Genomic DNA, 24,265 nt, shown 5'->3' on the forward strand with positions numbered 1-24,265 from the left:
ACGATTTATAGCGAAAAGGGAATTTTAGTTATACTATTCTTTATCTGAGTTCTATATTTTTGCCAAATATTTAAAAGTTTTGTTTCCATTCCACTTCGGATAAATCAGCATAGTCCTTAACTAATTCACTAATCCTATTAATTAATCCAAGTCGATTATCGCGTACTTGTTTATTTTCCACCATAACCATTGTTGTATCAAAAAAGTCATGGATGGGTTTAGCTAATTGACTTAACTGACTTAAAGCCTCTGAAGCATCTTTTTCATTACTTTTAGAGCGATAAGCTTGCGTAACCTCTTGTAAGACATTAAAAAGATTTTGTTCAGCCTCCGTCTCAAATAGAGTTGGGTCTATCTCAACATCGCTTGCTTGCTTAGCAAGATTTAATACGCGAACAAGAGCTTCTTGAACAATTTTAAAGCGATCATCATTTCTCTTTGAAGAGATTATACTAGCTTTATTCATTAAATAAGGTAAGTTCTCAACGCCTCTATTTAATACAGCTTCCATAACATCAGGTTCGATTTGTCGTTCTTTAAGTAAAAACATCACGCGGTACTTTATAAAATCACGTAAAATTTCTTTAGCATTTATTTCCATATTATGTTTAAGAGCTAATTCATTATATAATTCAAACGGGATATTAAATAATTCTCGTACGGAAATATCCCACTTCCATGCTTCAAGAATTCTTAAAATACCTATGGTTTGACGCCTTAATCCATAAGGGTCATGCGAACTAGTGGGGGTAAGTCCAATATAAATTGTTCCTACTATCGTATCAAGTTTATCAGCGAGGCTAACAATGGAACCTATCAACGACTCTGGCAGTTTACCTGCAGCATGATTAGGTAGGTAATGTTCTCTAACAGCTTTGGCCACTATTTCATCTTCACCAAAGTTCATGGCGTATTTCTCACCAATAACCCCTTGCAGCTCAGTAAATTCATTAACCATGTTCGTCGTTAGGTCAAACTTACAAATTTCAGCAGCTCGATCTGCTTTTTGGAGTTCCTCTTCTGACAATGATAAGCGTGTCGCGATTTCTTTCGTTATATATCTAATACGTTTTACTTTATCACTAATTGTGCCTAATTTTTCTTGAAAAATGACATTTCGAAGTTTATTTTGATAATATTCTATTGTATGTTTATTATCTTCTTCATAGAAAAATTGAGCATCTGCAAGTCTTGCATGGAGAACTTTTTCATTCCCTTTGATAACATTATCAAGTTTATAATCATCTCCATTACGTACACCTATAAAGTATGGCAGTAAATTACCGTCCTTATCCTCAACGTAAAAATAACGCTGGTGTTCTTTCATCGAAATAACGAGTACTTCAGTTGGAAGTTTTAAATATTGATCGTCGAAAGAACCCATAAATACAGTTGGATATTCAACTAAATTTTTAACTTCATTTAATAAGCCTTGATCAACAGAAATAATATAACTATGCTGATTTTCTAGTTGTTTTATTCCGTTCTCGATTAACTCTTTTCTTTTAACTGAATTTACGATTACGTAATTTTCATTTAGTAACTCCTCATAGTAAAGGGGATTTTCTATTTTAACTTGCTGCCCAAGAAAACGATGTCCGTAAGTTATATTTTGAGTCGTCACATTAGCTACTTCAAATGGTATAACTTCTTTATCATACAACGCAACCAGCCATCTTATCGGACGGGCGAAACGCATCGCACCAGTTCCCCATTTCATATTGCTCGGAAATTGCAGGGACTCAATAACCTTTTTAAAGGTAGGAAGTAAATTAAACGTCTTTTCTCCCTCAATAAACTTATTTACATAAATATAAGGCGTGCCCTTAACTTCCTTAATATATATGTCTTCTGGAGTTTTACCTTGCCCTTTTGTAAATCCTAATGCTGCCTTTGACCAGCTACCATCAGATTCTTTAGCTATTTTTTCAGAAGGCCCCTTCACTTCAACATCAAGCGAGGTTTGCGTTTCAGATATGTTTTTAATTAAAATAGCTAGCCGGCGTGGTGTCGAGAATGACTTAATCGATGAATAAGAAATTCTTAATTCATTCAGCCATTGTTCAGTTTCGTCAGCAAGCTGTTTTTCAGTCTGGTCTACAAATCGGGCAGGTAACTCCTCTAATCCTATTTCAAATAAAACATTCTTACCCATTTACTCAACCTCCTCTTTCAACATCGGATATCCAAGTTCTTCTCTCTCTTCAACATATTTTTTTGCTATCTCTCTGGCTAAGTTTCTAACACGTGTAATATAACCAGTTCGTTCAGTGACAGAAATAACTCCCCTGGCGTCAAGTAAATTAAATATATGTGAACATTTTAAAACATAATCGTATGCAGGGAAAATAAGCCTTTTTTCCATTGCTGCAGCTGCTTCTTTTTCATACATTGAAAAAAGCTTAAAGAGCATGTCGGTGTCGGATTCATCAAAAGCGTATCTTGAATGTTCATATTCGGGCTGTGAAAATATATCCCCCACAGTCGTGCCTCTATTCCATTCTAAATCAAATACGTTTTCTTTATCTTGAATATAAGATGCTAAACGTTCAATACCATAAGTTAACTCGACTGAAACGGGAGAAGCTTCTAAACCACCAATTTGTTGAAAATAGGTGAACTGAGTAATTTCCATTCCATCAAGCCAAACTTCCCAGCCTAGACCTGCAGCACCTAATGTTGGGTTCTCCCAGTTATCTTCAACAAACCGAATGTCGTGCTGCAATGGATCAATTCCTAAAGCGACCAAGGAATCTAAATAAAGTTGTTGGATATTATCTGGTGATGGTTTCATAATCACTTGAAATTGATGGTGTTGATAAAGCCGATTTGGGTTTTTTCCGTAACGACCGTCTGCTGGTCTTCTTGATGGCTCTACGTATGCAACGTTCCAAGGTTCTGGCCCAAGACTATGAAGTAATGTCATCGGTGACATGGTACCAGCGCCTTTTTCCACGTCATATGCTTGCATTAAAAGACAGTTTTGATTAGCCCAGTACCTTTGTAACGTCAAAATCATTTCCTGTATGTTCATTTAATAAACCTCCAATTTTCTTTAAATATAAATAAAAGCCCCTATGTCTTTTAAATAGACATAGGGGCGATTTTTAGTCCGCGGTTCCACCCTATTTGCTCTCCTGTAAGAGCCACTTTATAATAGTGAAATGCTCAAGAGTGCCATTCTTTACCACCCTAATATCCAGCTTTCACTTTTCTGGACTCGCTTTGATTAGTAAATGATAATTACTTCTCTCTATCCTTGCATTTATGTATTGAAAATATGTAGCAATAATATACAAGATACTTTAGAAAATGTCAACTTTTTACCTACTTAAGCAAATGTAGTTGGTTTAAAACTTTTCTTGATTTCAAGTAATATCCACCATAACGATCATAGTAGGAGTCAAGTAATTTTCTAAGTAACTCCTTATTCTCTCTTTTTACTGCAATGTTACCGACTTGTTCGATGCCGACATGAACAAGCATGTATAATAACTTTGCAACACCATCTGGCAGCCGAACCGCATAGGGATCTGTAGAACTTTTACACTTATCACATAAAAGTCCTCCTTCTTGAACAGAAAAAGAATATGGTCTGTTATCTTCACGGCAATTAACACAGTAATCAACAAATGGTGCAAATCCTGCTTTTTTATATAATTTTAATTCATACATAATCACCGGGATATCCAGGTCTTCATTTTCCGATATCCAATCAAGTGTTTTATAAAATTGTTCATATAAATAATATTCCGGTGAGCCTGTGTCGAGTAATTTATCCGTTAACTCTGCTATATAAGCAGCATAAGCCGTTTTAATTATATCCTCACGAATGGCTCGAAAAGAATTAACAACATCTCCTTGTTGGAGTGTACTAAGTCCTTTAGAAATATAAACGAAGAATTCACCATATATGAATGGCTGCGTTAAGGCAGCCATTCTACTTTTAGGCTTTTTAGCGCCTCTTGCAAGAGCAGTAAATTTCCCTATTTTTTTACTGAATATCGTAATTATTTTATGTGTTTCACTATAGTCATGCGTTTTTATAATCACGCCATTTATTTTTTCAAGCACACATCGTCACCTTCTGCTCTAATATTATCTCTTAATGGGGTTTATAAACCATCTCTTTTGAATTAAATGTTGATGGTTCAGAAGCATGTGATAGATCAGTATTCAATTGGTTACTGCCTTCTAACTCTCGTAAAAGTAAATAGGCTTCAATATTTCCCGTTTGACTGAATAACTTCCATGTTACATCGATCACAAGAAAACCACCTTTCTTAAACTTAATGTTTTTATTTCTGGACCTCAAACATATTGAAGGTAATGTGCTATATGTTTATATTTACCCCTTATTAAAAAAGAATAACTAATAATTTTTTCCAAGTGAGTTAATATTCATCATGTTTGAAGCCAAACTCATCTAATTGACGCTGTTTATTACGCCAATCCTTTTGAACTTTAACCCATAATTCTAGATAAACTTGAGTTCCTAATAATACTTCAATTTCTTCTCGTGCTTTTTTTCCAATTGCTTTAAGCATACTACCTTTCTTACCAATCAAAATACCTTTTTGAGAGGCTCGTTCAGTAATAATGGTTGCTTGAATAAGTAATTTTCCCTGGTTTCTTTTTTCAATGTTCTCTATTCTGACAGCAACGGAATGAGGTATTTCTTCTTCTGTTAAATGCAGTACTTTTTCTCGAATGAGTTCGCTAATAATGAATCTTTCTGGATGGTCTGTCACTTGATCCTTAGGATAATATTGAGGGCCTTCAGGTAAATGTTGTTTTAATACATCAAGTAAGTGATCCACATTATTTCCTTGCAGAGCAGAGACTGGTACAATTTCTTCAAATTCATATTTCTCACGGTAAAAATCAATCAGCGGCAACAGTTCATCAGGATGAACCAAATCTATTTTATTTACAATTAAAAATACCGGCTTTTTTACTTTTTCTAATCGGTCGATAATATACTGGTCTCCACGGCCATACCCTTCTCTAGCATCAATCATAAACATAATCGCATCTACTTCGTTCAATGTGCTTTCCGCCATTTTCACCATAAAATCTCCTAATCGATGCTTTGGTTTATGGATTCCTGGTGTATCTATAAAGACCATTTGAGAGTCTTCATCTGTGAGGACACCTTGTATTTTATTTCGTGTTGTTTGTGCCTTATCACTCATTATAGCGATCTTTTGTCCGATAACTCTGTTCATAAATGTTGATTTACCTACATTAGGGCGCCCAATAATTGCTATAAATCCTGAATTATAGTTAGTTTTCATGTTGAGACCTCCATTTGATTATCTATATCTTACTACAAAAAATAGTTGATTTCACACTTTCGACAAAACTTATAATAACATTGTATTATTCAACTTTATATCCCATATTTTAACACAAACAAAGACTTGTTTATCAACCTTAATAGTAATAACATCGATTCAACATTCATGAATATAATAAAAAAAACTGCAAATTAATTGCAGTTTTTAAGTAAATACATTAATAAGTTTAGGTATAAAAATAATTAATCCTATAATAACAGCTGTAAATGCAGTGATAAGAACGGCAGCTGCAGATAAATCTTTAATAATTTTTGCAGCGGGGTGAATCGCTGGATTTAAATAATCCAGTAATTTTTCTATCGTACTGTTAAATATTTCCGCTACTAAGACACTACCAATTACTAATAGAATCACTAACCATTCAAACGTAGCTATATTGAAATAGACACTCATCATAATGACTAATAAACCTATGACGACATGTATTTTAAAATTACGTTCTAATTTAATAGCAACTTTAATACCATGCCATGCATGCTTAAGACCAATACCTTTCTTCCTATCGGCCAAGATTAAACTCTCCTAAAATTAACTCTTGCTTTTCAAACATCTCTTTCTCGTCTTCTTGATTCATATGATCATACCCTAATAAATGAAGAAATCCATGAACAGCTAAAAAGGAAAGTTCACGCTCATATGAGTGATTATATTCATCAGCTTGTTCGTTTGCTTTATCAACTGAAATCACAATATCTCCAAGTGCCAAGGGTATATTTCCACCAATTATCCCTACATCTCCTTCAACTGGATCTAAGAGTGCAAATGAAATAACATCAGTCGGTTTATCTATCTGTCGATAATTACGGTTTATCTCTTGGATTTCTTGGTTATTGACAAAGTTAACTGAAACCTCTGCTTCCTGAGGAACTTTTTCCTTATTTGCAGCAAACAGCAAAATATTTTGTAACAAGTCTATATTTTCGGCGGTAACTGTTTGAGTGTTATCTTGAAAATGTATATGCATTTAGTTTGCCTCCTCTGTTGGATATTGGATACGAGAATGAAATATTCCCTTCAACGTTTCACAAATGGTCTGATGAATTGTATTAAGCTCACTTATTGTAATTGGACATTCATCCAATTGGCCATCTTGCAGCCGGTCATTTACTATTGATGTAACAATGTCCTCTATTTTTTGTTCAGTCGGTTCTTTCAGAGAACGAACGGCAGCTTCAACTGAATCACAGATACATACGATGGCTGCTTCTTTTGTTTGCGGTTTAGGACCTGGATAACGGAATTCTCTTTCATTGACTGATTTATCATTTTCCTTCTCTTTATAATAGAAATATTTAAGTAATGACGTTCCATGATGTTGCAAAGCGATATCAATGATTTCTTTTGGCATTTTTGCTTCTTTAAGCATATCCGCACCATCATATGGGTGACTAATAATGATATCCGCACTCTGTCTTGGCGCTAAAAAGTCGTGTGGGTTTCTAACAGCCAATTGATTTTCAATAAAATAATGTGGTCTTACCGTCTTCCCAATATCATGATAGTAAGCTCCTACCCTTGCGAGCAATCCATTAGCCCCAATCGCTTCACACGCAGTCTCACTTAAATTAGCAACCATTACAGAGTGGTGATAGGTTCCAGGAGCCTCCGTTAAAATTTTCTTGAGTAATGGTTGATTTGGACTTGACAATTGTAATAATTTAATGTCAGTAAGAATGCCTAATCCCGTCTCGAAAAACGGTAAAAGTCCGATTGTAAGTACAGTCGATAAGAAAGCTGAAGTAATTCCCAAACCAGATTGAATAAGTATATCTATAAAGGTATATTTTTCGAAAGAAAGAAATATAAATAGTAATAAAGACATTATATTGATAACCGACATACCAAACCCGGCTTTTATGACTGCTAATCGATCTTTTAAATTTCTTAAAAAGATGATGGCCGCCATTTGAGAGAAAAAGAAGTATATGCCAGCCTCCATATTAAGTGAACCTGGAATTTCTCCATTGAAAATAACAAACCCCAATATAGAATACAAAAAGGCGAGTACAATAGCTAATCTATCATTAATCAATTGCTTAATGAGCAATACACCTGTTGCCACAGGAACTACATAAAAGAGTTGATCCGTTTGTGACATAAACACACTTACTATTTTCATCATACCCACAACTATGACACTTATTAATAATATTGTAGCCATTTTTCGCTTATCTAGATTATTATTCTTATCAAGATTAACCAATTCATTGGCGATAACTAATATTAATAAAACAATTAATATAGACAATCCAATAATCGGGTAAATATTTCTTTCTTTATTTAATAAGCCCACGAGTATCAGCTCATCATATTTCTCATTTGTAATGGTTTGCCCTTCTCTGACAATGATTTCACCTGCTCTAATAACGACAGGCTCCACATTACTCTCCGCTTCTTTGCGTGCTTTAGCTGTTTTTTCAACATCGAAAAATGAATTTTCTGCAATTGCAAATTCTGCTACTTCATATAAAGCTACTTTCAATTCGCTATTAAGATGACTAAATTTGAGATTATCCTTCACTTCAGTTGAGGCACTCTTTATTGTTTCTGTTCGAACCCCTTTTTCAAGGGTATTCTTCAGTGAATCAATTAAAACTTTTTTTCCCTCTTCCCTATCTTCAACAGGGATTTCAATTAAAGTCATCAAGACACTATCGTTTATATTGTCTGTTATTTGCTCAGATAATATTTCTTTAAGATGATTGAGTTTCTCTTGAAAGGGAATAGCGTTATCTTTATCTTCATCATTCTCCTCTTCTTCATCCTTATCATCTTTTTTTGCCTCAGCATCTCCATCAATTTCATCTTCCATTTTATCTAGTGCTTCAAATATCTCCTCAACATATTTAATTCTCTCATCAGTAATTTCAGTTGATATATCATAACGATCTTGCACAGCTTGAGAGGTTTCTCTTGTTTTACGCTCAGTCTCTTGTTCATTCTCAATTGTAATAGGTGAACGTATCGTTTCTTTGGCTCGATTAAATCGTTCTATATCATATGTCTTAGTATAAACATTATTAAATGTCATTAAGAAAAAGAAAATACCTAAAACAAGAACAGCTAAACTAATGACAAACCAGTTTGATTTACTTTTAAGAAAAATTGATATTTTTTCTTTTAAATTTGTAAGCATAACGAGCACCTCATGTTTTAGGTAAGTATTATATATAAATAAGACCCGCTTTGCGGGCTTTTTGCAATTATTTAAAATTACTTGTTCTCTTTTTCATATGCATCAATAATACGTTGTACAAGTGGATGTCTGACGACGTCGGTTTGATCTAAATGAACAAAAGAAATTCCATTTATATCAGATAGGAACTTATCGGCCTCTTTAAGTCCAGATTGAACACCTCGCGGCAAATCAACTTGGGTAATATCACCCGTTATAATCATTTTCGAGCCGAAACCAAGTCTTGTAAGAAACATTTTCATCTGTTCTGGCGTTGTGTTTTGCGCTTCATCTAAAATTGCAAAGGCATCGTCAAGCGTTCTTCCACGCATATAGGCTAAAGGTGCAATTTCTATCGTCTCTCGCTCAATCAGACGCATTGTATGTTCTACACCAAGAACATCATGTAATGCATCGTAAAGTGGGCGTAGATACGGGTCGACTTTTTCCTTTAAATCTCCTGGAAGAAAACCTAAACTTTCCCCTGCTTCGACTGCGGGTCGGGTTAAAATAATTTTCTTTATTAAACCATTTTTCAAAGCATGTACGGCCATCACTACAGCTAAATACGTTTTTCCAGTTCCAGCTGGTCCAATTCCAAACACTAAATCATTCGACTTTATTGCTGAAATATATTTTTTTTGACCTAATGTTTTAACACGGATTGGTTTGCCTTTAACATTCCGTGTAATTTCATCTTCAAACAATGTTTCAAATTGATTTATTTTATCCTTCTTCGCCAAGTCAATTGCATAAACAATATCTCGTTCGGTTATTGTTTGACCTTTTCTTATAACTGATAAAACAGTTAAAAGTATATCTTCAACAAGAGTAATATCAGATTTATCACCAGAAACACTAACTTGTTCTCCGCGGGTTGTAATTGTAACATTTAATTGATCTTCTATATGTTTTAAATATTTGTCATTTATTCCAAAAAGATCTAATGCTTCATTCGGTCCATTAAGTTGTAAATCAATCTTATGAAGGTTGTCAGGCATGTTCAATCTCCTTGATTAGTTAAATTAGTAAATAAATTAATGGGTATATGTTGAATTATTCCTTTTTATTTTTATCATCACCTTTTATCGGTTGTTCCTTAACAATATTTTCTTCTACAGTAGTATATAACTTTAACTTTACTTTACCATTCTCGATAGTTTGATGCAAAAGTTTTTCAGAAGTAATTTCAACATCGGATCCTAACTGAAGTTTCAGCTCTTTTTTAGCTTGTTCGACTCCAGTCTTTATTGCCTCTTCTTTACTTCGCTCCATATCAAGGTGTTCTTTCTCGCTAATTGTCGATTTCACAATATTCACCGGTAACTGCCATCTTAAAAATCGAATAGCATTATGTTCATTTTCAATTGTGCTTAATTCATATTCAGGTGAGCGAAATCCCCAGATTGGTATATTTATATCATTCATTTGTAGATAATATTTATTTACTTGATTTCCTGTTAACCTCTCGTGATTTGTTTTTAAAGGTACTGTAACTGATAGCTCATACCAAGTATTAGCAATAACTTCCCCCTCGGAAGATACATAAATTGGTTTTTTTTCTCCTTTTTCACTATCTTCTTCATCGTCTTTATTAGTTAAATTTCCAGAAACGAGCAAATCACCTGGTTCCACATAATCATTAACTTGGACTTTAGGTTGTCCTTTAGACACATACATTTTTTTAATAACACCTGTTTTAGTTGCAACCAAATCACGGGGACCTTGAACCTTTTCTTTTTCAACAATTAGTTTCTCTACTCCTTCAAGTACAAAGGTTGTACCTTTTTTATGTACACCAACCCATAGTAATTCAGGTACATCTTCTTCTAATTGTCTTTGAATATCTCCAGGTGAATCTAACGTGAACTTCCATACACCTGGATGAATACCATAGCTCGTTAATTGTTCACTAATTTTTTCTTCTAAATCTTTTGGCACCCCTGTGATTTCTACTTTCCAAATAATATTCGATAAAAAAATAACGAGCATTATACCGACTATAAGTCCAAAAATTAATTCTTTCTTACCTAAAAAACGGTTGAAAAAGAAAGGTATACCTTTCTTTTGTGTGAATTTAATTTTATATCGATGTTGTCTATTGATTCTTTTAATGAGTTGGACATGTTCTAATTTGATATTGCCACTACACTTATCCTTCGCTTCTTTTTTAATATTCCAGACTGGAATGCTTTGATTTATGCAAGATTGAAAAAACATTTCAGGTAAATGACCCTCTATACTTATCCTGACGTATCCAGAAAGAAAAGAGCCTTGAATGGGTTTCATTGTGTCACTCCTTTATTATGGAATAAATTTCACTTCCGAGATTGTTCCTTCTAATAATATTTCTTCTGGTAACATGGTCTTTAATACAAACGAACTTCCCTGTATTTGAATATAACCTTTTGCCATTTTTAATCTTAGTTCTGTATCTGTGAAAACTGCTAGTCCTTTATGGTTCTCTATATAAACATGCAATTGACCAATCATAGTGATTCTAGGAAGCTCTAACAATACATCAGATGGTAAATCAAAGTATTTTCTTAATAATGGTCGAATGCGTTGATGCCACTTTTTCATATAAGCAGTCTCCTCTCATTTTTATATTTATGATTATTCAAGGAAGATAAGAACATTAAACTTTAAACAGGAGTTGTTTTTAGATATGGAAATAAAAGTTTTAGAAGCTTTATTTAAAAACATAAAAAAATCACTCATGGTAAGTTCCAACTTACCATGAGTGATGTAGTTATCTTCTTTCATCAATAACACTTTTATAAGGTTTCCTAGCCCTAGGAGGGCCTAAAATTTCAGCCATAATAATACTTTCAGTCAGCCCTTTTCTTGACAGTCTTTTTTTCATTTGTTTCTTTACTTCTTTTTTATATTTATTATTATCCTGTAAAGATGGACTCGTTGTTTTACTCTGCATAGAAGAGAAAGATTGATGTTCGTAATCGATTTGATTAGGTAAATCATCAAAATTTTGTATAGTTTCGTTCTGCATTTTCCCTGCCAATTGTTCAAGCTGTTTTTGCTGTTGGTCTTCTACTGAAATATCTTCGCCTATAGAACCGGTTTCACCGATTGGACTGGATGATGTTTCGTTTTTTGCATGTTGTCGTCTATTATGTTTTTCCGTCCTTCCCCGAGGTAGGGAGGCCTGTTTTCTTGTTTCAACAGGCCGTGGTGTACGATTAGTTTGCTTTTTTTGTTGTTCCTGATTATCCCCACCAAATAGTTTGGCAAGACCTCCGATAATAATTAGAACTATGATGAAGTTACTGAAGATAAAATCTATAATCGTTTCCATCATGTCGCTCCTTTAATGATCAGGCATTAAATTAATCTTCATCTTCTCCATGATTATGTTCATGATCATCTTTAGACAGACGACCAATCATATCACGCATATCTGTGTCGGCATCAATATTTTTATAATTCATATAATCCATGACACCAAGATTTCCAGAACGAAGGGCTTCAGCAAGCGCCTTAGGTACTTCAGCTTCTGCTTCAACCACATATGCACGCATTTCTTCAACTCTGGCTTGCATTTCTTGTTCTTGAGCCACAGCCATTGCACGGCGTTCTTCCGCTTTCGCTTGTGCGATGTTTTTATCCGCTTCAGCCTGATCCGTCTGTAAGATAGCTCCAATATTCTTACCAATGTCTACATCCGCAATATCAATAGATAGTATTTCAAAAGCTGTTCCTGCATCTAGGCCTTTCGCTAAAACTGTATGTGAGATTGAGTCTGGATTTTCCAACACTTGCTTATGTGTTTCTGAACTACCTATTGTACTAACAACACCTTCACCTACACGGGCGATAACGGTCTCTTCACCAGCTCCCCCTACAAGTCGATCAATATTTGCTCTTACAGTTATACGAGCGAGAGCTTTCACTTCAATTCCATCCATAGCAATACCCGCTATAAATGGTGTTTCGATAACTTTAGGATTAACACTCATTTGCACAGCCTCAAGTACGTCACGGCCAGCCAGGTCGATTGCAGCACAACGTTCAAAAGATAGCTCAATATTCGCGCGATGTGCTGCAATTAAAGCATTAACTACGCGATCAACATTACCACCAGCAAGATAGTGACTTTCTAGCTTATTCGTACTAACACTCAACCCTGCTTTATGAGCTTTAATTAACGGGTTAATGACGCGGTTAGGAATAACACGACGCAGTCTCATCCCAACTAATTCAAATATCCCTACTTTAACCCCGGCAGCAAGCGCACTGATCCAGAGCATCACTGGAATAAAAGTAAATAAAATAGCTACTGCAATCAAAATAACTGCAATTAAAATAATCGGCATAACTTCTCCTAATCCCATAATATTTCCTCCTAAATATTTTATATATTAAAGTAATTGGCATCGTAGATTAATAAAATCTTTGATTATCATCCAACACGTACAACGACGCGGACGCCTTCCACTTTAACAACCTTAACCTTTTGATTCACTTCAATAAATCCACCCTCTGAGACAACATCAACCCGTTCTCCGTTGATCTCGGCAGTACCTGAGGGTCTTAAAGGGGTGACTGTCTTTCCTTCTAAACCTATTAATTCGAGTTTATTCTCAGAAGAAACATATCCTTGTTCTGTTGTAGCACTATCCCTTAAAACAATATGACGGAAAACCCCTCGATCCATCCCTATCCACTTAAACAATATAACTGCCATTACAATTGCTACAATTAATGCAATTGCTATACTTAAGGACATATGAGTAATGCTGGCGCCAGATAAAAATAGAGAAGTAAGAACAGCTCCTACCCCTAGCAGCCCAATGATTCCACCGGCAACAAAAAACTCTATTATAATTAAAATTATTCCTATTATTAATAAAATAATAGCTTCCATTCCAGCTAAGCCTGCAATAATATGTCCATAAAAGAACAGAACTAAAGCAATTAATCCCATAATCCCAGGTACACCAAAACCAGGGGAATATAATTCTACGACCAGCCCAAGACTAGCAATAGATAAAAGAATGGGTATGACAACCGGATTAGTCAGAAAGCGAGCAGCTTCCTCAGCAAGACTTGTTTCGGTCTCAACTACAGTGGCTCCGGATAAATCAAGCTCATGTAAAAGTTCAGTTCGATTATTAAGTGTACCTTCTGAGTAATTAATATCTTCTGCTACTTTCGGTCCAAGTGTCAAAAACTCCCCCTTACCCGCACTGTACTCTGGAAGGTCAATGTCTGGATCTGCCATTGCGGCAGCATATAATGGATCTCTGCCTTTTGATTCAGCAGCGCTTTTCATAGCCGCAAGCCAAGCTGATTGAGCTTTTTTATCTGCAGCTGTTCCTTCTTGAGTAATAACACCGCTTGCCCCCATCGTTGCATGGGGTTTCATATATATACTATCGGTGTTTAAAGCTATATATGAACCAGCGGACAAAGCTTCGTTTATTATAAACGATGTTGACGGAATTTCTAGATTTTGTAGTATATTGGCAATCTGCCCTGCAGCGTCTACACGACCACCAGGTGTATCGATTTCAAAGATAATATGATTGGCCCCTTCTTCCATTGCCTCTTGTGTGACTCGTTTTAAAAAGGCCTCTAAACCTCTTTCAACTTCATTTTCAACAGGTACGACATAGACAAGTTTACCTTCCCCTTCACTATCTGCTGCTGTTATGTGTTCAAGATTATCAAATGATAATAATGTAAGTATGACTACAAACAAGGTTATGTATGGGGCAATTTTTCTAACACGCAAAACATCACCTCCTCTTTACTTTTTTACTTATATAATATACGTCTTAATAATAGTATAGGTTTCATTTTTTCTTTAAAAATCTTTATATTATATAAATAATACCATATAATTTGGTGTGCGTGATATGTAGAAGATAGTTTATTCTCAATATATGGGCTAAATAAAAAATCCTTGCCATAATTTGACAAGGATTTTCAGTTAATTCAATAATTCTCTTACTAAGTGATTTACACGTGAGCCGTCTGCTTTTCCTTTTACTTTTGGCATTAAGGCACCCATCACTTTTCCCATATCTTTTATAGAAGTTGCACCAGTATCTTGAATTGTTTTTTGAACAATAGTTTGTAATTCGTCATCTGATAATTGCTCGGGCATATATTTTTCAAGAATTGCAATTTCATTGTTTATTTTTCCAACTAGATCATCACGTCCAGCTGAACTAAATTCTTGGAGGGAATCTTTCCTTTGCTTTAATTCTCTTGAAAGTATAGTAAGCTCTTCATCTTCTGAAAGTTCATTTTTGCTAAGTTTAATTGATTCATTTTGCAAAGAAGCTTTTACCATACGAATAACATTCAAAGTTTCTTTGTCTTTACTTCTCATTGCGTCTTTCATGTCAGCATTAAGCTGATTTGTTAAGGACATTTCAAGACACCTTCTTTAGTTATTTACGTCTTCTAGCAGCTTGTTTTCTAGCAGCTTCCGATTTCTTTTTACGGCGCACGCTAGGCTTTTCATAATATTCACGCTTACGATATTCTGATAGTGTACCGCTTTTTGATACACTACGCTTAAAGCGACGAAGAGCATCCTCAAGAGACTCGTTTTTACGAACGCGAGTAGAATTTGACATGCTTATTTCCCTCCCTCCGAAGCATAAAACAAATGATACAGGCAATCTAAAGATTATTATGCCTTGTGTAATTATAATATAACCTTGGGCTATGGTCAACACAATTTTTCTGTGATTATAAACTTCAATCAATGATTTTTTCTTCGTTTTCATCGTCTGCATTATAATAAGATATAAGATATGTTTATGATTCTTTTATTATATCTATCCCCGCACTTGCACCGATTCGCGTCGCTCCCGCCTCAATCATTGATAGGGCATCTTGACGAGTACGCACACCACCTGAAGCTTTAATTCCCATTTTTGTTCCAACTGTTTTACGCATTAACTTTATATCTGCTTCAGTTGCCCCGCCACCTGAGAATCCGGTAGATGTTTTAACAAAATCCGCGCCTGCTGATTTAGCTAACTCACAAGCCTTAACTTTCTGTTCATCAGTTAATAGTGATGTTTCAATAATCACTTTTGTTAAAGCTTTTCCTTCAGCTGCCTTAACAACAGCTATTATATCTTGATGAACGTTGTCGACATTTCCCGATATTAATTCACCGATGTTAATTACCATATCCACTTCTGTTGCTCCATTTTCAATAGCTTGTTTTGTTTCGTATACTTTTGTATCTGTGGTCGTAGCTCCTAGTGGAAAGCCTATCACTGTACATACTTTCACATTTGCCTCTTTCAAAAAATCAGCACTGTAGGATACCCAATAAGGATTAACACAAACAGACGCAAACTCATATTCTTTAGCTTCTTTCAATAGTAGTCCAATCTGTTCCTGCGTCGTATCAGGTTTTAATAATGTATGATCAATATACTTTGCTAAGTTTTCACTCAATCTTCTACACCCTTTCAGCTATGTTGTACGTACATCTTCATGATACCATTTACCTTTTGTAAAAGCTATTATAAACAGGTAGAAGCCTAGTCACATAGGACTAGGCTTCTATTTTAGCGTGTGATGCATCTTCAACGACTTTCACAAACACTCCTGTGTTAATCGGATAACCCGTTTTAGTTAATTTAACACGAACAATTTTTCCTATTAACTCTGGTTCACCTTCGAATTGAACTTTTAAATAGTTGTCTGTATACCCCTCTAATAAAATGGATTTCTCTCCATTTTCGATAACTTCTTCAGGGATTACTTCCAAAACTTCCCCATCATAAGTTCCAGCATATTCCTTAGCTAATTGATCTGAGAGAGCAATCATTTTATTAACACGTTCATTCTTAATCCCTTCATCCACCTGATCAGCCATGCGTGCAGCTGGTGTGCCAGTACGTCTGGAGAAAGGGAACACGTGTAATTCAGAATAGCCTACTTTTTTGATGAAATTATAAGTTTCCGTAAATTCTTCCTCAGTTTCTCCTGGAAATCCAACAATAACGTCAGAAGTGATGGCTAAATGGGGTAATGCTTCTCTAATACGTTTTACTTTTTCATAATAGAAATCACTTGAATATTTTCTTCTCATCCGTGAAAGAACTGTATCAGATCCAGATTGAAGTGGAATATGCAGATGACGGACAATTTTTTCAGAGTGATCAAGTACAGCAATGACTTCATCAGTGATTTGACTTGCTTCAATAGAAGATATTCGGATTCTTTTTAATCCGTCTACTTTTGATTCTAGATCTCTTAGCAATTTAGCAAAATTATAATCACTCATATCTTCACCATACCCAGCTGTATGAATTCCAGTTAGAACAATTTCTTTATAACCCGCATCAACAAGTTTTTGAGCTTGAGAGATAACGTTTTCTGGATCCCTTGACCTTAAAAGCCCTCTAGACCAGGGGATAATACAAAATGTACAAAAATTATTACATCCTTCTTGTATTTTCAAAGAAGCCCTTGTACGATCGGTAAATTCAGGGACGTCCATTTCTTCAAAGACACGATTTTTCATAATATTAGCGACACCGTTGACTGGTTGTCTAGTACGTTGGTGTTCTTCAATGTACATAATCATATTTTTACGATTTTGAGTCCCTACCACAACATCGACACCGGGGATTTCCATTATTTCTCCCGGAGAAGTCTGTGCGTAGCAACCTGTTACACATACAATAGCCTCCGGATTTTTACGAATCGCACGGCGGATAATTTGCCGACTCTTTTTATCACCTGTATTCGTAACCGTACATGTATTAATAACGTATACATCAGATTGTCGATTAAAATCAACACGTTCATAACCATTTTCTTTAAACATTCTCCAAATACCTTCTGTTTCGTAATGATTCACTTTACATCCTAATGTATGAAATGCTACCGTTGGCATTATGTACACCTCAATTCTTCAAAATGATATGAAACACTGGCTAAAACATATAATGCAGCTGTTTCTGTTCTTAAAATCCTTGGACCAAGCCGGACAGGCAGAAAATCATTTTCCTTTAACATGTCCACTTCTTTTTGAGAAAATCCCCCTTCTGGTCCTATACAAACGAGGACTTTGTCTCCTTTTTTAATCCCATTTACAACATCACCAAATAATTGATGGTCTGATCCTTTTGCTTCTTCCTCATAAGGAAATATTTTTTTATCATAGCGTTTACTTTCCTCTATAAGCTCAGGTAATGTCATAAATGAAGTTATCATGGGTTGTTTATTTCGATGGCTTTGTTCACTTGCTTCTTTTATTATCTTGGTAAAACGCTGCTTTTTTTTGGAAAACTTTTTATGATCCCATTTTACTACAGAGCGATCTGCTTGAAAAGGGATAAAGGCAGCAGCGCCCAGTTCTGTTCCTTTTTGTAGAACGAAGTCTAATTTTTCTCCTTTAGGAAGACCTTGAGCGATTGTAATTGAAACTGGTAATTCCTTATCTTCATGCAAGTCTTGCTCAATCATTGCTTCAACATATGATTCATTTATATTTGTAATTTTGCATATTGCTACATAACTACTTGGATGAACACAAATGATCTGATCAGATACATTTAAACGCATAACTCGAGTGATATGATGTTGATCATCGCCTTTTATTAATATTTTATCGTCCTTCCAATCCTCTTCAGGAATAAAATAGCGCTGCAATCTATCACACCTACTTTTTATATCTTTTTTGCAATAATGGATATCCAACCATCCATTTCATCTGTCGCAATAATATTAAAACCTTTCTCTTGTAAGTCTCCGATAACCAATTTTTCTTTATCTTTTATAATTCCAGAAGTGATAAGTAATCCATCACTTTTCAGATTACACCAGGCATCTTCTGTCAATTTAATAATTATTTCAGCCAAAATATTGGAAACTATAATGTCTGCTTCTTTGTTATCAATACCTTCTAACAAGTTATTTTGGTTAACATCAATATTATTATTTACTTGATTTAATTCAGCGTTTATTGTAGTGCTTTTTACTGCGACTTCATCTAAATCGTACGCCAAAACACGTTTAGCTCCTAAAAGAATAGAAGCAATGCTCAACACACCAGAACCGCAACCTACGTCTAAAATTAAATCCTCTTGATGAACATATTTTTCTAATGCACGTAAACTTAATTGTGTCGTCGCATGTGTCCCCGTTCCAAAAGCCATTCCTGGGTCTAGTTCAATAATAAGTTCATTTGATGTCTTAGGTGTATATTCTTCCCATGTTGGTTTAACTGTAATCTTATCAGAAACTTGAACAGGCTTATAATATTTCTTCCACGCTGTAGACCACTCTTCCTCATCTACATCATTAACAGTTAGATGGTTTTTTCCTATATCAATATTAAACTGACGCAAATTTTCAATAAATCTTTTAATTTGTTCAATAATAGTTTTGCTGGCATGATTATTAGGGATATAAGTTTTAACGTAAACTCCTTCATCAGGATAGTCTTCTGGGTTTAACTCGAATACTTCGCCAAAAGTAGACTTGCGTTTTTTCATTAAGTCTAGAGAATTCTTTATGACAATCCCACTTGTTCCGATTTCAGATAATACATTTGAAATAGGCTCAATTGCCTCGTTGGATGTATGTATACAGATTTCTAGCCATTCCATTTCACTCAACTCTTTTCTAATTTTTCAATTAGTATATAAAAATAGAGAAAGAGAATAACGGAGGTTTAAAATCCACCGTTATTCACCTTTAAATGCTTTTTTAAATCTTTGAAAAAAAGAGTCCCCTTGCTCATCGGTAGCTTCATTCCCACCAATTTCATTAAACTCGCGTAGTAATTCTTTTTGCCTATCTGTTAATTTAGTTGGTGTGATGACTTTCACTTGAACATGTTGATCACCATGACCGTAGCCTCGAACATTCGGAGCACCTTTCCCTTTTAAACGGAAGACTTTATCTGTCTGTGTTCCAGCTGGGATTTTCAGCATGACGTTTCCATGTACAGTTGGCACTTCAATTTCGTCACCTAAAGCCGCCTGTGTATAAGTTAACGGTAGTTCACAGTAAATATTGTCTCCTTGACGTTCAAAATAATCATGTGGCTTAACTTGAATAACGACAAATAAATCGCCAGCAGGCCCTCCATTAACTCCAGCCTCCCCCTTGCCAGATACTCTAATTTGTTGACCTTCATCGATACCGGCAGGAATAGATACTTTAATTTTCTTTTGTTTTTTAACTCTACCTGAACCATGGCATGTTGGACATTTTTCAGGAATTATTTTACCTGACCCATTACAATAATGGCAGACTCTTCTATTAACCACTCTACCGAATGGTGTATTTTGTTCTGTGTTTAACTGTCCTGAACCATGGCAATGAGAGCATGTTTCTACTTTAGATCCAGGTCTAGCTCCTGAGCCATGACAGGTATCACATTCTTCTTCTTTAGGTATTGTAATTTCTGCTTCTTTTCCGAAAACAGCTTCTTCAAATTCTAACACCATTGTGTATTGTAAGTCTGCACCTTGCTGTGGGGCGTTTGGGTCGCGTGTACGACCGCCTCCACCAAAGAACATATCGAAAATGTCACCGAAACCGCCCGAGAAATCTTGAGCACCACCAAATCCGCCAAACCCTTGCCCGCTTGCTCCGGCATGGCCAAATTGATCATATTGAGCACGTTTCTGTTCGTCATTTAATACTTCGTAAGCTTCTTTCGCTTCCTTAAACTTTTCCTCAGCACCATCTTCTTTGTTAACATCTGGATGATACTTTCTTGCTAGTTTACGATAAGCTTTTCGAATTTCATCTTTTGAAGCATCTCTATCTAATCCGAGTACCTCATAGTAGTCTCGTTTACTCACTATTATTCACTCTCCCGCTACACTCTTTACATAACTGTCATCTTATCATTTTTTATTCCTTCATAGCAAATTATGTTACATATCCTTTGATGAATACATGAAAAAGTCAAAGTCAAGAGAATCCTGACTTTGACTTTACTTGATCGGCTTTTATTTATACTTATTCACCAACGTATTACTTATCGTCTTGCTTATCTTCGTCATCCACTTCTTTATAGTCAGCATCTACCACATCATCGTCAGTTTTTTCTTGACCTTGCTGCGCTTGCTCATCTTGAGCCATTTGTTCATACAATTTGACAGACAATTGCTGCACTTGTTCCTCTAAAGCTTCTTTTTTAGCTTTAATATCTTCCATATCTTCAGACTCTAATGCCTTTTGCAAAGCATCTTTAGCTTCATTAGCTTTTTGTTTCTCATCTTCTGATACTTTATCTTCTAAATCTTTGATTGTTTTATCCGTTGTAAAGATAAGTTGATCCGCTTCATTTCGAAGATCTACTTCTTCACGGCGTTTTTTGTCTGCTTCTGCGTTTTCTTCAGCATCTTTTACCATTTGATCTATTTCATCATCTGATAATCCTGATGAAGATTTAATCGTAATTGATTGTTCTTTATTTGTACCTTTATCTTTAGCACTTACGTTAACAATACCATTCGCATCAATATCAAATTTAACTTCGATTTGTGGAACTCCTCTAGGTGCTGGTGGAATGTCTGTTAGTTGGAAACGACCAAGTGTTTTATTATTCGCAGCCATTTCACGTTCACCTTGAAGCACATGTATATCTACAGCTGTTTGGTTATCTGCAGCGGTTGAGAAAACTTGTGATTCACTAGTGGGTATTGTCGTATTGCGTTCAATTAATTTAGTAAAGACTCCACCCATCGTTTCAATTCCTAACGATAATGGTGTAACGTCTAGGAGAAGAACATCTTTTACATCTCCCTGCAAGACTCCACCTTGAATAGCTGCTCCTAAAGCAACCACTTCGTCTGGGTTAACACCTTTGGAAGGATCTTTGTTTGTTTCACGTTTAATAGCTTCTTGAACTGAAGGAATACGAGTTGATCCCCCGACCAATAGCACTTTATCTAATTCAGATGCTGCCATGTCAGCATCTGAGAGAGCCTTACGCACTGGAACCATTGTTCTTTCAACTAACTCAGATGTTAACTCATCAAATTTAGCGCGAGTTAATGTCATTTCTAAGTGAAGTGGTCCCGCTTCGCCTGCTGTAATAAACGGTAATGAAATTTGAGTTTGAGAAACCCCTGATAAATCTTTCTTAGCTTTTTCAGCTGCATCTTTTAAACGCTGAGTTGCCATTTTATCTTGAGCTAAATCAATCCCATTTTCTTTTTTAAATTCTTGAACCATGTATTCAATTATTTTCTCATCAAAGTCGTCTCCGCCTAATCTGTTATCCCCGGCAGTAGATACTACTTCAAATGTTCCATCGCCAATATCTAAGATAGAAACATCAAATGTTCCTCCGCCTAAGTCATAAACTAAGATAGTTTGATCTTCTTTATCATTGTCGATTCCGTATGCGAGTGCAGCTGCAGTCGGTTCGTTAATGATACGCTCAACTTCGAGACCAGCAATAACACCAGCGTCTCGGGTTGCTTGACGCTCAGCATCATTAAAATATGCAGGTACTGTAATAACAGCTTTATCTACTGTATCGCCAATATAGTCTTCTGCATAGGACTTCAAATGTTGTAAAATAATAGCAGAAACTTCTTGTGGTGTATATTCTTTATCTTCAATCGTTACTTTATAATCTGTGCCCATATGGCGTTTAATAGATTGTATTGTATCAGGATTAGTAATCGCTTGACGTTTTGCAACTTCACCAACTTGGCGTTCACCGTTTTTAAATGATACTACTGAAGGTGTTGTACGATTTCCCTCCGGGTTAGGGATAACAACAGATTCTCCACCTTCCATAACTGAGACACATGAATTGGTTGTACCTAAATCAATACCAATAGTTTTACTCATAACAAAACTTCCTCCTTAACAACTTTCAATTATTTATTTACTTTAACCATTGCTGGTCTGATAACACGATCTTTTAGGGTATACCCTTTTTGCATTTCTTCTAAAATAACATTGGATTCTTGCTCTTCATCTTCAACTTGCATGACAGCGTGATGTATGTTTGGATCAAATTCTGTTCCAACAGACTCTATTTCTTCAACACCTTGGCTTTTTAAAGCATCTTGTATTTGTCTGTAAACCATAGACACGCCTTCAACAAAATTGGATGCTTCCTCGCTAACTTCTACCTGAAGAGCACGTTCGAAGTTATCAATAGCTGGTAATAATTCATTAACGAGGTCTTGTGATTTATATTTACGTTCGGATTGCTTTTCTTTTTGCGTTCTTTTTTTAAAATTATCATATTCAGCCTGCAATCGCACTAATTTATCATAGACATCATCTTTTTCTTGTTGCAAATCTGTTATCTTTTTTTCTAAGTCTTTTGTTGAATTTTGATTTAAATTTGATGTGCTGTCATCCTCTATATTTTCATCGATAACTTCTATATCAGGCTGATCGTTTTCCACATCGTTTTCATGCTTATCTTCTACATGGGATGTATCATTCTTTTCCTCCATTATTGCCACCTCCGAAATAAAGTACCCTATGACCAAAATCACCAAGACTGACTATACCATGAATAGAATTGGAAATAAACTTCTTTATCCTTTTAATTAATGATCATCTGAATAACAGGTACAATTCTCAATCATTATTTTTGTACCATAATTGTAAAGCTGCTGTCATTTCATTTGATAAAGCGTTCAATAAGTTAATCACTTTTCTATATTCCATTCTGGTTGGCCCAAGTAAAGCTATTGTTCCTTTTTTATTGCCACCAAAATGATATGAAGCAGTTATTAAGCTAAAGTCTTTGATAGCCTCCATCTCATTTTCCTGCCCAATACTTACATTTATTCCCTCGTGGTTGTTTTTAATCAATTCAGCCAGTTTATCTTCATTTTCAATGACCGAATAAAATGTGCGGATTTTTTCGATATCATTAAATTCGGGCTGAAGCAGAATGTTTGATTTTCCACCAATATATAACTTAACGGGTTGTTCGCTAAAAAAGGCCGATTTTATATATTCATACGACCTTGCAAAATCGTCTAAATACATCTTCATCAAAGTAATAATTTCTTTATTTAAAATATCTTGTAAATGAAACAAAGGCACTCCATATAAACGGTCATTTAAAATGTTCACCATTTTTTCTAAATCTCTAGGTTTAATTTGTCCTGGAATTGAGAATGAACGGTGTTCTACATGTCCTGTATCCGTTATTAGGATTGCCACCGCGGTATGTTGCGATAGAGGGACAATCTGTAATTGTTTTAACCTCGTTTCAAATATTTCAGGACCTAGGATGATGGATGTGTAACTAGTTAAGTCAGATAAAACTTCGGCTGATTTTTGCACAATTTGTTCCACTTCATAGAATTCATCCTTTATAATATTTCGCATTATATTTAAGTTACTTTGATTAAGGGATGGAACAATAACGTGATCAACATAGTATCGATAACCTTTTTCAGATGGAATACGACCGGAAGAAGAATGTGTTTTTTCTAAAAACCCCATATCTTCTAGGTCGGCCATCTCATTCCTAATAGTTGCAGCACTATAAGTAATACCATCTTTCTTTGAAATAGCCCGAGAGCCTACTGGATGTGCAGTCTCAATGAAATCATCAATAATAGCTTGCAAGATCAACAATTGTCTTTTTGTTAACATGATGATCACCTCTGTTAGCACTCAAACCTCCCGAGTGCTAATGCTAATAATAAATTATCAAATACGCTTTTTTTTGTCAATCAACAAGAACTTATTTTAGAAAAAAATTAGATGGAGCGATTAT

24 protein-coding genes and 1 other annotated feature are annotated in these 24,265 nt (G+C 35.2%); all 24 genes read right to left on the reverse strand.

Annotation, left to right across the window (positions count from 1 at the left end):
* Positions 1-70: 70 nt before the first annotated feature.
* Positions 71-2,155 (reverse strand): glycine--tRNA ligase subunit beta, encoded by a 2,085-nt coding sequence (gene glyS, locus KQI49_RS06210; RefSeq protein WP_216487504.1) that lies wholly within the window; start codon positions 2,153-2,155, stop codon positions 71-73.
* Complete coding sequence (gene glyQ, locus KQI49_RS06215) at positions 2,156-3,034, reverse strand: glycine--tRNA ligase subunit alpha (RefSeq protein ID WP_216487505.1); 879 nt, start codon at positions 3,032-3,034, stop codon at positions 2,156-2,158.
* Between the two features lie 59 nt (positions 3,035-3,093).
* Positions 3,094-3,269, reverse strand: a binding site (T-box leader).
* 58 nt (positions 3,270-3,327) lie between these two features.
* Complete coding sequence (gene recO / locus KQI49_RS06220; RefSeq protein ID WP_216487506.1) at positions 3,328-4,074, reverse strand: DNA repair protein RecO; 747 nt, start codon at positions 4,072-4,074, stop codon at positions 3,328-3,330.
* A gap of 31 nt (positions 4,075-4,105) precedes the next feature.
* Positions 4,106-4,267 carry a YqzL family protein gene (locus tag KQI49_RS06225; protein WP_216487507.1) on the reverse strand — a complete coding sequence of 54 codons (162 nt, stop codon included), beginning with the start codon at positions 4,265-4,267 and terminating at the stop codon, positions 4,106-4,108.
* Positions 4,268-4,394: 127 nt separating this feature from the next.
* Complete coding sequence (era, locus tag KQI49_RS06230) at positions 4,395-5,297, reverse strand: GTPase Era (RefSeq protein ID WP_216487508.1); 903 nt, start codon at positions 5,295-5,297, stop codon at positions 4,395-4,397.
* A gap of 207 nt (positions 5,298-5,504) precedes the next feature.
* Positions 5,505-5,870, reverse strand: coding sequence for a diacylglycerol kinase family protein (locus tag KQI49_RS06235; protein ID WP_253286699.1), 366 nt, complete (start codon positions 5,868-5,870; stop codon positions 5,505-5,507).
* Complete coding sequence (ybeY, locus tag KQI49_RS06240) at positions 5,860-6,324, reverse strand: rRNA maturation RNase YbeY (protein ID WP_216487509.1); 465 nt, start codon at positions 6,322-6,324, stop codon at positions 5,860-5,862. Before ybeY ends, KQI49_RS06235 begins: the two co-directional genes overlap by 11 nt.
* Entirely contained in the window at positions 6,325-8,496 is a 2,172-nt protein-coding gene (locus tag KQI49_RS06245) for an HD family phosphohydrolase (RefSeq protein ID WP_216487510.1), read from the reverse strand.
* A 77-nt stretch (positions 8,497-8,573) separates the two neighbouring features.
* On the reverse strand, positions 8,574-9,536 hold the full coding sequence (locus KQI49_RS06250; protein ID WP_216487511.1) for a PhoH family protein: 963 nt from the start codon (positions 9,534-9,536) through the stop codon (positions 8,574-8,576).
* 55 nt (positions 9,537-9,591) lie between these two features.
* Positions 9,592-10,824: a sporulation protein YqfD gene (gene yqfD / locus KQI49_RS06255; protein WP_216487512.1), complete on the reverse strand. Its 1,233-nt coding sequence runs from the start codon at positions 10,822-10,824 to the stop codon at positions 9,592-9,594.
* Between the two features lie 15 nt (positions 10,825-10,839).
* A complete protein-coding gene (gene yqfC / locus KQI49_RS06260) occupies positions 10,840-11,118 on the reverse strand; it encodes a sporulation protein YqfC (protein WP_216487513.1) in 279 nt (92 codons plus the stop codon).
* A gap of 169 nt (positions 11,119-11,287) precedes the next feature.
* On the reverse strand, positions 11,288-11,851 hold the full coding sequence (locus tag KQI49_RS06265) for a hypothetical protein (protein ID WP_216487514.1): 564 nt from the start codon (positions 11,849-11,851) through the stop codon (positions 11,288-11,290).
* 31 nt (positions 11,852-11,882) lie between these two features.
* On the reverse strand, positions 11,883-12,887 hold the full coding sequence (gene floA / locus KQI49_RS06270; RefSeq protein ID WP_216487515.1) for a flotillin-like protein FloA: 1,005 nt from the start codon (positions 12,885-12,887) through the stop codon (positions 11,883-11,885).
* Between the two features lie 68 nt (positions 12,888-12,955).
* A complete protein-coding gene (locus KQI49_RS06275; protein ID WP_216487516.1) occupies positions 12,956-14,290 on the reverse strand; it encodes an NfeD family protein in 1,335 nt (444 codons plus the stop codon).
* A gap of 198 nt (positions 14,291-14,488) precedes the next feature.
* Positions 14,489-14,935: a GatB/YqeY domain-containing protein gene (locus KQI49_RS06280; RefSeq protein ID WP_216487517.1), complete on the reverse strand. Its 447-nt coding sequence runs from the start codon at positions 14,933-14,935 to the stop codon at positions 14,489-14,491.
* 19 nt (positions 14,936-14,954) lie between these two features.
* On the reverse strand, positions 14,955-15,143 hold the full coding sequence (gene rpsU / locus KQI49_RS06285) for a 30S ribosomal protein S21 (RefSeq protein ID WP_216487518.1): 189 nt from the start codon (positions 15,141-15,143) through the stop codon (positions 14,955-14,957).
* Positions 15,144-15,327: 184 nt separating this feature from the next.
* On the reverse strand, positions 15,328-15,981 hold the full coding sequence (gene deoC, locus KQI49_RS06290; protein WP_216487519.1) for a deoxyribose-phosphate aldolase: 654 nt from the start codon (positions 15,979-15,981) through the stop codon (positions 15,328-15,330).
* Between the two features lie 100 nt (positions 15,982-16,081).
* Complete coding sequence (gene mtaB, locus KQI49_RS06295; RefSeq protein WP_216487520.1) at positions 16,082-17,431, reverse strand: tRNA (N(6)-L-threonylcarbamoyladenosine(37)-C(2))-methylthiotransferase MtaB; 1,350 nt, start codon at positions 17,429-17,431, stop codon at positions 16,082-16,084.
* Positions 17,431-18,189 (reverse strand): 16S rRNA (uracil(1498)-N(3))-methyltransferase, encoded by a 759-nt coding sequence (locus tag KQI49_RS06300; protein ID WP_216487521.1) that lies wholly within the window; start codon positions 18,187-18,189, stop codon positions 17,431-17,433. The genes mtaB and KQI49_RS06300 overlap by 1 nt, the downstream gene beginning before the upstream one ends.
* A 17-nt stretch (positions 18,190-18,206) precedes the next feature.
* Positions 18,207-19,148 carry a 50S ribosomal protein L11 methyltransferase gene (gene prmA, locus KQI49_RS06305; protein WP_216487522.1) on the reverse strand — a complete coding sequence of 314 codons (942 nt, stop codon included), beginning with the start codon at positions 19,146-19,148 and terminating at the stop codon, positions 18,207-18,209.
* Positions 19,149-19,226: 78 nt separating this feature from the next.
* A complete protein-coding gene (gene dnaJ / locus KQI49_RS06310) occupies positions 19,227-20,354 on the reverse strand; it encodes a molecular chaperone DnaJ (protein WP_216487523.1) in 1,128 nt (375 codons plus the stop codon).
* A gap of 175 nt (positions 20,355-20,529) precedes the next feature.
* Positions 20,530-22,362 (reverse strand): molecular chaperone DnaK, encoded by a 1,833-nt coding sequence (gene dnaK, locus KQI49_RS06315; protein WP_216487524.1) that lies wholly within the window; start codon positions 22,360-22,362, stop codon positions 20,530-20,532.
* Between the two features lie 29 nt (positions 22,363-22,391).
* Positions 22,392-22,982: a nucleotide exchange factor GrpE gene (grpE, locus tag KQI49_RS06320; RefSeq protein ID WP_216487525.1), complete on the reverse strand. Its 591-nt coding sequence runs from the start codon at positions 22,980-22,982 to the stop codon at positions 22,392-22,394.
* Positions 22,983-23,109: 127 nt separating this feature from the next.
* Positions 23,110-24,141 carry a heat-inducible transcriptional repressor HrcA gene (gene hrcA, locus KQI49_RS06325; RefSeq protein WP_216487654.1) on the reverse strand — a complete coding sequence of 344 codons (1,032 nt, stop codon included), beginning with the start codon at positions 24,139-24,141 and terminating at the stop codon, positions 23,110-23,112.
* Positions 24,142-24,265: the final 124 nt, after the last annotated feature.

The sequence above is a fragment of the Virgibacillus sp. MSJ-26 genome (assembly GCF_018918075.1).
Taxonomy (GTDB): Bacteria; Bacillota; Bacilli; order Bacillales; family Amphibacillaceae; genus MSJ-26.

What these genes read in the sequence shown, in the direction of transcription:
- KQI49_RS06280 (WP_216487517.1), bottom strand. Translation starts at nt 14,935, where the DNA reads ATGTCCTTAACAAATCAGCTTAATGCTGACATGAAAGACGCAATGAGA.
- ybeY (WP_216487509.1), bottom strand. Translation starts at nt 6,324, where the DNA reads ATGCATATACATTTTCAAGATAACACTCAAACAGTTACCGCCGAAAAT.
- glyQ (WP_216487505.1), bottom strand. Translation starts at nt 3,034, where the DNA reads ATGAACATACAGGAAATGATTTTGACGTTACAAAGGTACTGGGCTAAT.
- rpsU (WP_216487518.1), bottom strand. Translation starts at nt 15,143, where the DNA reads ATGTCAAATTCTACTCGCGTTCGTAAAAACGAGTCTCTTGAGGATGCT.
- prmA (WP_216487522.1), bottom strand. Translation starts at nt 19,148, where the DNA reads ATGGAATGGCTAGAAATCTGTATACATACATCCAACGAGGCAATTGAG.
- KQI49_RS06245 (WP_216487510.1), bottom strand. Translation starts at nt 8,496, where the DNA reads ATGCTTACAAATTTAAAAGAAAAAATATCAATTTTTCTTAAAAGTAAA.
- grpE (WP_216487525.1), bottom strand. Translation starts at nt 22,982, where the DNA reads ATGGAGGAAAAGAATGATACATCCCATGTAGAAGATAAGCATGAAAAC.
- mtaB (WP_216487520.1), bottom strand. Translation starts at nt 17,431, where the DNA reads ATGCCAACGGTAGCATTTCATACATTAGGATGTAAAGTGAATCATTAC.
- glyS (WP_216487504.1), bottom strand. Translation starts at nt 2,155, where the DNA reads ATGGGTAAGAATGTTTTATTTGAAATAGGATTAGAGGAGTTACCTGCC.
- hrcA (WP_216487654.1), bottom strand. Translation starts at nt 24,141, where the DNA reads ATGTTAACAAAAAGACAATTGTTGATCTTGCAAGCTATTATTGATGAT.
- KQI49_RS06265 (WP_216487514.1), bottom strand. Translation starts at nt 11,851, where the DNA reads ATGGAAACGATTATAGATTTTATCTTCAGTAACTTCATCATAGTTCTA.
- floA (WP_216487515.1), bottom strand. Translation starts at nt 12,887, where the DNA reads ATGGGATTAGGAGAAGTTATGCCGATTATTTTAATTGCAGTTATTTTG.
- era (WP_216487508.1), bottom strand. Translation starts at nt 5,297, where the DNA reads ATGAAAACTAACTATAATTCAGGATTTATAGCAATTATTGGGCGCCCT.
- dnaK (WP_216487524.1), bottom strand. Translation starts at nt 22,362, where the DNA reads ATGAGTAAAACTATTGGTATTGATTTAGGTACAACCAATTCATGTGTC.
- KQI49_RS06250 (WP_216487511.1), bottom strand. Translation starts at nt 9,536, where the DNA reads ATGCCTGACAACCTTCATAAGATTGATTTACAACTTAATGGACCGAAT.
- yqfC (WP_216487513.1), bottom strand. Translation starts at nt 11,118, where the DNA reads ATGAAAAAGTGGCATCAACGCATTCGACCATTATTAAGAAAATACTTT.
- yqfD (WP_216487512.1), bottom strand. Translation starts at nt 10,824, where the DNA reads ATGAAACCCATTCAAGGCTCTTTTCTTTCTGGATACGTCAGGATAAGT.